Source organism: Pontibacter oryzae (genome assembly GCF_003576375.1).
Classification (GTDB): domain Bacteria; phylum Bacteroidota; class Bacteroidia; order Cytophagales; family Hymenobacteraceae; genus Pontibacter; species Pontibacter oryzae.
On the sequence record NZ_QWGE01000001.1, the window covers coordinates 638,961 to 650,455 of the forward strand.

An 11,495-nucleotide genomic window follows, 5' to 3' on the forward strand; every position below is an offset into this window, starting at 1 on the left:
AACATCTCTGTTAAAACATTAAGTATAAAAGATTTACTATCTTTAGCTTATCAAGCAAGCGCGCATTTATTAAGGTTATCCATTCATCAGAAAAACTAACCCACGCCATACTATGAAAAAGCAAAGCACCTGGCCCTCGCTGCTCTCCTTTTTTATACTTTGCCTGCTCCCTCAGCTTGCGCAGGCACAGCAACTGAACCTAAGCTGGCAACCCCGCCAGGACCTGAACGTGCTGCTACCACCTTCGGTACGCGCGTATGAGACCAACGGCCAACTGGCAGACGGAGCGCCGGTGCGGGCCATGTACACCACCATCGACCTGCGCGATAAAAACCTGCAACTGCGGGCCGTTGGCGACCCGGCGAACCGGCAAACCACCAAGCAGGCTTACGACCAGTACGATGCGATCTTTGCCATCAACGGCGGATACTTTGCGCCTACCTCCTCGGTGAGCCTGTATGTGGCCGATGGCGACGTGAAAGCCCCCGGCATCAGCAAATATCATGAGCGGTTTATAACCCGTGGCGCTTTTGGCCTGGTAAACGGCAAACCTGAGATAACCTGGACGGCCAACCCAACCGGCAATTTGATCTACAAGTATGAGCAACCTCATAAAGCCGGGCAACAGGCACCAACGGCTAAAGCCGGCACACGTTGGCTGCCTAGCCAGGCTGTGGGCGGCGGGCCGGTGTTAGTGAAAAACCGAAAGGTGCTAGATGTGGGCGAAATTGAGGGCTTTGGCGTGTCGCACCGTGGCCGCAACCCGCGCTCTGCCATTGGCTACCTAAACGAGCATACTTTGGTAACGATGGTTGTGGATGGCCGCCAGGGTGCCAGCGCAGGAGTTACCACCGTGGAGCTTGCCCAGATGATGCAGGAGCTCGGCTGCATTGATGCCCTGAACCTGGACGGCGGCGGCTCCTCGGCCATGGTGGCGGCAGATGAGGTAGTGAACCTGCCCGTGGATGTGCCCAACGGAAACCGCAACAGCCTGCGCCGAAACGCAACTGCCCTGGTACTAACGGAGCTGGAGAAAAGCCCGAAACGCAAGATTACCTACATCGATACCGACAGCCCATACTATACCGAGCGGGGCCTTTGGCGCGATACCAACCACGCCAACTTTTACGGCACCACCCTATCCCGGCAGGCAACGGCCAACACGCATAACAGCGCCACTTATACTTTCCAGAGCATAACCACAGGCAAGTACCAATTGGCCACCTGGTGGACCGTGGATACCAGCACAAATGCCTCGGAGATACCCTACGTGCTGCACCGCGGGCAAAAAACAGACACTTTATACTTACACCAGGATAGCTTTGCCACTAGCGGGCGCTGGAACGTGCTGGGCAATTTTATACTTAGTCCCGAGGATTACCTGGAAGTGCTGGCACAAGGCAAGGGTAAAAAAGTAGTGACCGATGCCGTGCGCCTGGTTGCCCTCGAAACCTTCCCCGAAATGCCCGCCCGCCGTGGCGACCTGCGCCTGGCCGTTATCAGCGACCTGAACTCCGGCCTGGGAGCGGCAACTTATGAGTGGCAGGTAGACAGCATCATCCAGCGGATCCCGCGCATCTGGCAACCTGATTTGGTGGTTTGTGGCGGTGATATGGTGGCTGGGCAGGGTGTGCCGGAGGCAGAAGCGCTGGAAAAGATGTGGCAGGGCTTTGAGGAGCACATTGCCGCGCCGCTCCGCAAGACCGGGCTTCCCTTTGCCTTCACGCTGGGCAACCACGACGGTTCCCGCTCCTTTCAGGTAGAGCGCGAGGCGGCCGGCACTTACTGGACCAAGCCTCAAAACCTGCCCGCTCTGCAGTTTATCGACAAAAGCCACTTCCCGTACTATTACTCTTTTGTGCACGGCGATGCCTTTTTTGTGTCCTGGGAGGCCTCCTCACCGGAGATCACCGAAGAGAACCTGCAGTGGCTGGCCAGGCAGTTTGCCACGCCACGGGCTCAACAGGCTAAATTCAGGTTTGTGCTGGGCCACATGCCGCTTTACAGTGTGGCGCAAGGCCGCGACTCCAAAGGCAACCTGCTTCAAAACCCCGAAAAGCTGCGCCAACTGCTTCAGAAGTACCAGGTGCATACCTACATCAGTGGCCACCAGCATGCCTATTACCCAGGCAAGCGCGGCGCGCTGGAGCTGCTGAATGCCGGGGCAGCAGGCTCCGGGCCGCGCTCGTGGCTTACTTTAGATAAGGCGCCAGCCAATACTATTACCTTGATGGATGTGTTTTACGAGCAGGACACCGTGATCTATACCACATATGCTATCGGGGCGGAAAAAGCGGAACGTCTGGCCGTGTTCGATGAGCGTGAATTACCAGCCATCATCACCGGAGAAAACGGCTTTCTGCTTCGTCGGGATGTGCCGCTCGCGGAGCAGGCAACTGGTACGTTTTATACCACAGACACTCCGCAAACTGGCTCGGGCAGCGCAACAGCAACGATAAAAGGCGATAAGCTATACCTTTCAGGCGCCATAACAGACCCTAAAATCAAACTTAACAGGCACGAAACCACGGCTGGCCTTTACCGCGGGCAGCACCTGCAGCAAGGCCAACTGCTTTATCCGCTAAAAGTAAATGCCCGAAAAGGCAGCTTTAGCGGCAAATTTGAGCTGACCGAAGACCTGCAGGAATTACTTTCTGCTGGCGCTTTATATGTTGGCATAGGCACAGCGCAACAACTTCGCGCCCAGTTTTACCCTGCAAGCAACCAGGCACCTGCCGCAGTTGCTGTAAGATCGCACAACAGCCGCAACGTGTATGCCGTGCGCCAAACCGAAGCCCTTTTTAAAGTTAGCTGGGAGAAAGCGGCAGACCAAGACGGCGACGTACTAGCCTATACTTACCAACTGGCCCGCGACAAGGACTTTACAGATGTGATTTGGAACAAGCCCACGGGCCGGGAAACAAGTATAAAACTGCAGGAACAGGACTGGTTTGCCTTGTTGGGAAGCACTGCCGTTGGCCAGCCAATTACGTTTTACCAGCGCATACTTACCACCGATGGCAAACACCTAAGCACAGGCCCAACCTCAGCGCTACAACTCATGAAAAGCACCGAACCGCTAGAGGATTTCGTGGAAGTTCCAGCGCCAAACTACGTTTTCGCTGGGAAAATTCAGGAAACAGGCGCTGGCTATGGCGCAAAGTGGGATAAGTATGGCAAACTGTGGCTGGCAAGCTACGATGGCACCTTATACATTCAGAACGCTGATGGCTCGGATGCGCCCTTCTCCCCTCTCACACAGGTTAGCGTAAACGGCGAAACGTACAATTTGAGCACCATTGGAGGGATGGGCCTGGATGCAGACGGAAACATACTTATCGCCAGAAACCGCACGCTGCTTAAGATCGATGCAGCCACTGGCAAAGGCATGGCCGCCTGGGAGGTTCCGGGGAATGGGCGGGCCATTACCTCACCGCGCGCAAACGAGAAGGGCGAGATCTATGCCATGTCGCTGTTCGGCGAAGACCCGAACTACGTGTTGCAGCAAAGCAAAACCCAGCCACATACGTTCGAGCTGCTCCGCACAGTAGAATTGCCTGGCCGCATCCTTGCCCGCGAGTTTGCCATGTCCCCCGATGGCCTTACGCTATACTTCCCAAACCCCGGCAGCCCTTACATCCAGGTTTACAGCAGCAAAGATGGCAGCACGTATGACATGCAGGAGAATATCAGCAGTATTGCCGCAGGCTGCAATGCCATTGAGGTTGGCCCCGGCAACACCCTCTGGACAGCCGTGCGCTCCAGTGGCGTGGTTCCGGCCACCTTCCATGTAAGAGATGAGCAGACAAAGAAAATGTGGACACTCCCGCTGCCTGAGCTGAACGGCGCCGAAGCCAGAGGCTTGGGCGTATCAGCCAACGGCGACACGCTCATTTTCTGCAGCTGGGACAAAGAAGGCGGCTTTTACAGGTATGTCCTGAAAAAGGAAGGAGGCACCGCTTCAGCTAAGTAGTGGTTTGCTTTTGACTTTGGGTTAGAAGTATGATTTTTGGGAATCGGCCATCATCTCATAACAAGCTTCAAAAGTAACCTAACTCATTCTAAAACCAACAAAAACCTAACGCACCTGGCGCGAATCTCCAGATTCGTGCCTACCAATAAATGTTGAGTCTCCGACGCAACTGGCCCGCAGGGCCAAAAGAAAGCTAGAATCGAAGCTCATGTCCATGGCGCAAGTTTTCAATTTGTGGCTTTGCATACTTGCCAGTTTGCAACTGGCTTTCTGCGAAATCAGAAAAACAACTTAAGGTAAGTCGGCTAGCCAACGTATAAACCAATCCGACACAAGTATAAGGTGTAGCATGTGCAGATTAGAAAATCCGCTTCAGGTTGGTTCCGGACAGGGATGTCCGGAACAGCTGCGTAGTAATCGCTGCAACTTTACCCCTTCAGCAGATCATCATATAACCTGTAATTCTCTGCATCAAAGCATACAAAAATCACCTCTTTTATATTTGAATCGTGGTTTTTAAAGTATGATTTTACAGCATCCACGGCTACCTGGGCGGCTTTATCCTTTGGGTAACCGTACACGCCGGTGCTGATGTTGGGGAATGCTATACGTTGCAGCCTCTTTTCCTCTGCCAGCTTTAGGGTGTTGCGGTAGCAGTTTGCCAGCAGATCCGGCTCGCCTTTGCTGCCCCCGCCCCACACGGGCCCAACGGTATGGATAACGTGCGCCGCAGGCAGCTTTCCGCCTGTCGTTATCACGGCCTCTCCGGTGGGGCAACCACCCTGTCGGGCGCGTATCTGCTTGCACTCCTCCAGAATTTGCGGCCCGCCTGCCCTATGGATGGCGCCATCAACGCCGCCCCCGCCCAGCAAACTGCTGTTAGCTGCATTCACAATTGCATCGGCTTGCACTTTTGTAATGTCGCCTTGCTGCACGGTTATACTTGTCTTTCCTGTTTTCATCACTCTATTTTATACTTAGGCCACCCCTCCAGGGGCATCTATCAACTTCATAAAACTTATACTTAGCCATACTTGTTGCACAGTATACGCGCTGCCTTTTCAGGAGGAGAATTTTGTTTGTATCTTTGCAGCGCGATTCGAAAGCATACATATATGGCAATTACGAAAGAAGATATATTAAAAGCCCTCAGCTATGTAGAGGAGCCGGATCTGGGCAAAGACCTGGTTACGCTGAACATGATCGAGGACGTAGAAGTTAACGGCAAGAACGTGAGCTTTACCGTGATCCTGACCACACCGGCCTGCCCACTTAAGGACCTGATACGCAACGCCTGCGTAACGGCAATCCATACCATGGTGGACAAAGAGGCCGAGGTAACCGTGAACATGACCTCGCGCGTGACGTCAGGCCGCGGCGATACCTCTGAGGTGCTGCGCGGTGTTAAGAATATTATTGCCGTTGCCTCGGGTAAAGGCGGCGTGGGTAAATCTACGGTAACCTCTAACCTGGCTATAGCCCTGGCAGAGAGCGGTGCAAGAGTAGGTTTGATCGATGCTGATATTTCCGGCCCATCCATCCCGACAATGTTTGGCGTGGAAGATGAGCGCCCACGCATGATCCAAGGCGACCATGGCAAGAACTACATTGTACCGGTAGAGAAGTATGGCATCAAGATGATGTCGATCGGTTTCCTGACGCCTGCGGATGGTGCCATTGTGTGGCGCGGACCAATGGCCAGCTCAGCGCTCCGCCAGTTTATTTCTGACGTGGAGTGGGGCGAACTGGACTACCTGCTGCTGGACCTTCCTCCGGGAACTTCAGACATCCACTTAACTATGGTGCAGGCCCTTCCGGTAACCGGAGCCGTAATTGTAACCACGCCTCAGAAAGTAGCCCTTGCTGATGCCATGAAAGGTTTGCAGATGTTCCGCCAGCCACAGATTAACGTGCCTGTGTTGGGCGTTGTGGAAAATATGGCGTACTTTACACCAGCGGAACTTCCGGAGAATAAATATTACATTTTTGGAGAAGGCGGCGGTAAAGAGCTGGCTGACAAGTATAACGTGGCACTTTTAGGCCAGGTACCGCTGGTGCAGGGCATCCGAGAGAGCGGCGACACCGGAACTCCTGTAGTATTACAGAACGATTCGCCGGCTAGCGGTGTTTTCAGAGAGTTGGCCCAGTCTGTAGCACAGCAGGTATCGCTGCGCAACGCTACCATGGCCAAAACGAAACCAGTAGAAATCAAAAGCTAAGAATAAATGGCAGCCCTAAACGAAGATCAGAATTTCATGTTCCGCATCGAGTCGGCCCTCGACCAAATCAGGCCTTACCTAGAGGCAGACGGCGGCAACGTGAAAGTATTGGAAGTAACAGACGATATGGTGCTGAAGCTTGAATTGCTTGGTGCGTGTGGCTCCTGCCCCATGTCTACCATGACCTTGAAGGCCGGCGTAGAGCAGTCTGTGTTAAAAGCTGTACCAGAAATCAGAGCTGTAGAGGCTGTGAACATTACGCCTACCGTGGTTTAACCACAACGGCACAAACCATATAGGAGGCCCGGCTGCAGTAGTAGCCGGGCCTTTTTTATACTTACTGAGAAGGCAGGCATCAACCTAAAAGCACTTAACCTGCCTTTCATGCGGCATTAGTGTTATCGCCAAGTTCATACTTGCTTATCAAATGGGTATATGCAAAAAGCTGCAAACAGCTACCATCAGCGGCTAAAAATCTTATCTTTGTAAAGATAACCTTGAACTACCCGATACTATGATAAAAGCCAACGACCCAACGCTGCACTCCTGGATTGAAATAGATACCCACAGCGATTTCCCGATCCAAAACCTGCCCTTTGGCATTTTCACCACCCCGGACCGTGACCCACGCGTAGGTGTTGCCATCGGAAAGTATATCCTGGACTTGTGCGAGCTGGGCCGCCGCGATTTTTTCGAGTTGATAGACCTTGATCCAACCGTTTTCCATAAGCCATCCTTAAACGACTTTATTGCCCTGGGCAGACCGGTTTGGCGCGCCGTAAGAAACCGCGTGTCCGAGCTGCTCCGCAACGACAACGAAGAGATCAGCGGGAACAGCGAGCTGATTAGGGCCGTGCTGGTGCTGCAAAGCGAGGCAGAAATGCTGCTCCCGGTGAAGGTTGGCAACTATACAGACTTTTACTCCAGCATTGAGCACGCCACCAATGTGGGCACCATGTTCCGGGATCCTAAAAATGCGCTGCTGCCAAACTGGAAACACATCCCGATCGGGTATCATGGCCGCGCCTCTTCCATTGTGGTGTCTGGCACGCCTATTCATCGCCCTAAAGGCCAGACCAAAGCACCTGATGCCGAGGCCCCGACCTTTGGCCCTACTAAGCTCCTGGATTTTGAGCTGGAAGTAGCTTTTATTACCGGCAAGGAAACCAAGCTAGGGGAGAGCATCACTCCAAACGAGGCCAGCGATTATATTTTCGGGCTTGTGCTGTTCAACGATTGGTCGGCACGCGACATGCAAACCTGGGAATATGTGCCTTTGGGGCCATTTCTGGCGAAAAGCTTTGGCTCCTCCATATCTCCTTGGGTAGTAACCTTGGATGCCCTGGAGCCATTCCGCGTGAAAGGCCCCGAGCAAGACCCAAAGCCGTTGCCATACCTGGAGTTTACCGGCAACCATAACTACGACATCAACCTGGAAGTACTGCTCCAACCAGACAGTGGCTCGGAGAACAGCATCTGCCGCTCTAACTACAAATATATGTACTGGAACATGAGCCAGCAGCTCGCGCACCAGAGCAGCAACGGCTGTAACATTCAGGTCGGCGATATGTATGCTTCGGGCACCATCAGCGGGGCCGACAAAGGCTCTTACGGCTCTATGCTGGAGCTTACCTGGCGCGGCACCAACCCTATCCAGCTTTCCGATGGCTCTGAGCGCAAGTTCATCAACGACGGCGACACCGTGATCATGCGCGGTTACAGCGAGCACCACGGCATCCGGATCGGCTTCGGTGAGGTTAATACAACGGTTTTACCGGCAGTGTAAGGCTGGTTGCTAATTGATAATTGCTAATTGTTAGGACCATGCTAAATCATTTTTGTTGATTAACCAATTTAACTCTCTAACTTTTTAACTCTCAACCTCCCAAACTCTCTAACTCCTAAACTCTCTAACTCCCAAACTCCCATGCCTACCATAGACCCACAGGACGTAAAAACAGCGGAAGTACACGCCTTGCTTTTGGGAGCCATTGCGCCGCGCCCCATAGCCTTTGCCAGTACCACCGATGCGCAAGGAAACGTAAACCTGAGCCCGTTCAGTTTTTTTAACGTGTTCAGTGCCAAGCCCCCCATACTTGTGTTTTCACCGGCCCGGCGCGTGCGCGATAATACCTCAAAACATACTTTGGAAAACGTGCTGGAGACACGCGAAGTGGTCATCAACATTGCCAACTACGACCTTGTGGAGCAGATGTCGCTGGCCAGCACAGAGTATGATCATGGCATAAATGAGTTTGTGAAGGCTGGCTTAACCCCGGAGGCATCAGTATTGGTGAAGCCACCACGCGTACTGGAGGCACCGGTTGCTTTTGAGTGCAAAGTGAATGACGTGATCAGTTTGGGTCCTGAAGGAGGCGCAGGCAATTTAGTTATCTGCGAGGTTTTGCTGATACATGTAAAGGATGAGATTTTGGATGAGACAGGCAAGATCGATCCTTTTAAGTTGGATGCGGTGGCACGCATGGGCGGCGACTACTACCTCCGTGCAAACGGCGACTGCATTTTTGAGCTGCCAAAGCCTATCCGTAACAAAGGAATCGGCATCGATCAACTGCCTGATTTTATCAGAAACAGCGAGATCCTGACGGGTAATAACCTGGCCAGGCTAGGCAACACAGAATCCATACCTTCTGCTTCAGAGGTTGAAGGGTTTAAGGCTAATCCTATAGTGAGCTATACTCTCAACAAGTATAAAGCCGACACAGAAAAGCTAAAACAGGAGCTTCAGCAACTCGGTAAAAAGCTGCTGGAAGATAACCAGGTGCAAGAAGCCTGGAAGGTGCTTTTGCTGAGTAAATAAAGTATGCCAACAGTAGGCTCTTAAACTAGAAAAAGCAGTTATCTTGCATTATTACTAATCGGAAAGTATAAAACGAAGAAGGCCCCCAAAACTGCGGGCCTTCTTCATTTTATACTTCCTCGTTATGTCGTTTGGAGATCCAGCTCCTCGAACCGGGAGTTTTTGCTGATATACTCCGGTACGATCTGCTTCATCTTTCTGACAACCTGGAGCTCATCTTTTGTTTTATTGAGCTTCACTAGTTCATCAATATCATTTACTACGATATCATAGCTATACTTTCTGACCTTTGAAATTTTGATCTTGCTATGATGCGTCGGGATGGTTTGCTCCTCTTCGTTAAGCAATTCTTCGTACAGTTTCTCACCCGGCCTTAAGCCAGTAAATGTAATCGGAATATCCACTTCCGGGACCAGCCCGGCCAGTTTGATCATCTTGCGGGCCAGGTCCACAATCCTCACAGGCTCACCCATATCAAAGATAAAGATCTCACCACCATTACCCATGGTTCCAGCTTCCAGTACCAGTTGCACGGCTTCTGGTATTGTCATAAAATATCGGGTAATGTCGGGGTGTGTTACGGTAAGCGGCCCGCCACGCTCAATCTGCTGCCTGAAACGCGGAATAACTGAGCCGTTAGAGCCAAGCACGTTTCCGAAGCGTGTCGTGATAAACTTGGTCTGCGATACTTTGGTATATGGGTGTGTATTTCCGTTTACTTTGCCATGGTGCAGGTTGTTGAGAGACTGTATATAAATCTCAGCGATACGCTTAGAAGTGCCCATGATATTGGTAGGGTTCACAGCCTTGTCCGTAGAGATCATCACGAACTTCTCAACATCAAAGGTAAGCGAGAGGTCTGCTAAGTTGCGCGTTCCAATTACGTTGGTCATAATGGCCTCGCATGGGTTATTTTCCATCATCGGCACATGTTTGTAGGCCGCTGCATGATACACTACTTCTGGGGCATAATCCTTAAACAAAGTATACATTCGGTTTGAGTTCGTAATATCACCGATAAAGATGGCCATGTTTGCCCCTGGAAAAGCTTCTTCCATCTCCAATTGCAACTCATGCAGCGGAGACTCCGCCTGGTCGCAAACTACCACCAAAGCCGGATTATAGCTTAGAACTTGCCGCACAATCTCGGAGCCAATAGAGCCTGCACCGCCAGTTACCAGCACACGCTTGCCTTTCAGGTCGCTACTGATGCGGTTGTTTTCTATCACGATTGGTGGGCGTTGCAACAGGTCCTCGATGCGCAGGTCACGCATCTGGGTTAGGCTAAGCTGCCCCGACATCCATTGCTCGGTGGGAGGCACCGTGAGTACCTTAATACCAAGCTCCACGCATCTTTCAATAAACTCCTTCAGGTCATCCGTTTTCAGGTCATCTGCAAATACAATCAGTTTGTCTACCTTTTGCTTTTGCTGCAGCCTATCTAAATCACTGATGTGGTATACCCTTTTCTGGTGAATGTCTTTATCAGTCTTATTAGGATTCTCATCGATAAAGCCCACAATGGTAAAGCGGTTCATCTCGCTGGTTTCTAAGGCTTGCTTTAGCAGGATCGAATGGCCATTGGCGCCATAAATAAGCACACGCTCATGCTTTCCAGGGCCACCACGCTTTAAGTATAAGAAAATAGCTTTCGCCCCCATTCTAATGAGCGTAAGCAGCGTAGCCGATACAAAAAAACTAATAAGCAGGACAAGATAGATATTTACCGAATCAATTTTATGCACTGGAGAAACCCAGAAACCAACCAAGGCAGCATATACCATGCTTGTAACAAGCACGGCTGAGAAAATGCGGTAAATATCGTAGATGCTGGAGTAGCGGATAAGCCCAGTGTGCACCCGCATGGAGTAAAAGGTAATAAGGGAAATTACCCCGAACAGCCCAATATAAACCAGAAAGTGCCCGCGCATAATCTCCTCGAACTCAAACTGTTTAATGATGAAGAAAGAGAGTGCAAAAGACCAACTCATCACCAGCTGATCCATAAGCAATACTATCCACTTCGGAAGGGACTTATTCAGAAAAATTTTCATACTATATTAATGCACAAAATTTGCACAGCCACCGCCTGCTTTACACAAACCAACAACATGCAAAAGCTGTTCTTTATTTAAACCTTTACCTATACGCAACTAAACCTTAATTGTAAAGATACTATTATTCTCCCAAAGGATATTAACTTCAAGGCCTCACATAAGCATCAGAATGCATGCTTGGGTTTAACTGTTAAGTTAGAACGCAAGGGAAAAAGTTTAGTTTTGCTTGTCAAAAAACTCTGTATTTAATTATAGTTTTATACATTAAATTAACACTATATTCAAGAGTTAATTTTTTAGACTAAGGCCAATGCTACTAATTACAGTGCAAAAGTAATATTTAAATCTGACTATCCTTGCATGCGCTAACAATCTGATAGTATTACTGTTCTACAAAAAAACAATAGCCCCTAGAAAACTTTATT

At 50.8% G+C, this 11,495-nt stretch carries 7 protein-coding genes; 5 read left to right on the forward strand and 2 right to left on the reverse strand.

All coding sequences use genetic code 11. The annotated features are described in order from the left end of the window. Window positions 1-112 precede the first annotated feature (112 nt). Window positions 113-3,973, forward strand: coding sequence for a phosphodiester glycosidase family protein (locus D1627_RS02605; protein WP_119430640.1), 3,861 nt, complete (start codon window positions 113-115; stop codon window positions 3,971-3,973). Between the two features lie 428 nt (window positions 3,974-4,401). On the opposite strand, the gene D1627_RS02610 is transcribed toward D1627_RS02605, so the two are convergent. After that, complete coding sequence (locus D1627_RS02610; RefSeq protein WP_119430641.1) at window positions 4,402-4,935, reverse strand: O-acetyl-ADP-ribose deacetylase; 534 nt, start codon at window positions 4,933-4,935, stop codon at window positions 4,402-4,404. A gap of 153 nt (window positions 4,936-5,088) precedes the next feature. Here D1627_RS02610 and D1627_RS02615 point away from each other — a divergent pair, with 153 nt between their 5' ends. The 4 genes from D1627_RS02615 to D1627_RS02630 all read left to right on the forward strand — a co-directional run bounded on the left by D1627_RS02615 (window position 5,089) and on the right by D1627_RS02630 (window position 9,013). Next, window positions 5,089-6,192, forward strand: coding sequence for an Mrp/NBP35 family ATP-binding protein (locus tag D1627_RS02615; protein ID WP_119430642.1), 1,104 nt, complete (start codon window positions 5,089-5,091; stop codon window positions 6,190-6,192). Window positions 6,193-6,198: 6 nt separating this feature from the next. Further along, entirely contained in the window at window positions 6,199-6,468 is a 270-nt protein-coding gene (locus D1627_RS02620; protein ID WP_119430643.1) for a NifU family protein, read from the forward strand. A 238-nt stretch (window positions 6,469-6,706) separates the two neighbouring features. Continuing rightward, the gene (gene fahA, locus D1627_RS02625; RefSeq protein ID WP_119430644.1) at window positions 6,707-7,978 is read left to right on the forward strand and encodes a fumarylacetoacetase; all 1,272 of its coding nucleotides are present in this window, start codon (window positions 6,707-6,709) and stop codon (window positions 7,976-7,978) included. Between the two features lie 141 nt (window positions 7,979-8,119). Continuing rightward, window positions 8,120-9,013 (forward strand): flavin reductase family protein, encoded by an 894-nt coding sequence (locus D1627_RS02630; protein ID WP_119430645.1) that lies wholly within the window; start codon window positions 8,120-8,122, stop codon window positions 9,011-9,013. 122 nt (window positions 9,014-9,135) lie between these two features. Here the strand turns inward: D1627_RS02630 and D1627_RS02635 are convergent, their stop codons facing one another. After that, complete coding sequence (locus tag D1627_RS02635) at window positions 9,136-11,067, reverse strand: nucleoside-diphosphate sugar epimerase/dehydratase (protein WP_119430646.1); 1,932 nt, start codon at window positions 11,065-11,067, stop codon at window positions 9,136-9,138. Window positions 11,068-11,495 lie beyond the last annotated feature (428 nt).

Excerpts from the sequence above, each read along its gene's own strand:
- D1627_RS02605 (WP_119430640.1), top strand. The coding sequence starts at position 113 with ATGAAAAAGCAAAGCACCTGGCCCTCGCTGCTCTCCTTTTTTATACTT.
- D1627_RS02610 (WP_119430641.1), bottom strand. The coding sequence starts at position 4,935 with ATGAAAACAGGAAAGACAAGTATAACCGTGCAGCAAGGCGACATTACA.
- D1627_RS02615 (WP_119430642.1), top strand. The coding sequence starts at position 5,089 with ATGGCAATTACGAAAGAAGATATATTAAAAGCCCTCAGCTATGTAGAG.
- D1627_RS02620 (WP_119430643.1), top strand. The coding sequence starts at position 6,199 with ATGGCAGCCCTAAACGAAGATCAGAATTTCATGTTCCGCATCGAGTCG.
- fahA (WP_119430644.1), top strand. The coding sequence starts at position 6,707 with ATGATAAAAGCCAACGACCCAACGCTGCACTCCTGGATTGAAATAGAT.
- D1627_RS02630 (WP_119430645.1), top strand. The coding sequence starts at position 8,120 with ATGCCTACCATAGACCCACAGGACGTAAAAACAGCGGAAGTACACGCC.
- D1627_RS02635 (WP_119430646.1), bottom strand. The coding sequence starts at position 11,067 with ATGAAAATTTTTCTGAATAAGTCCCTTCCGAAGTGGATAGTATTGCTT.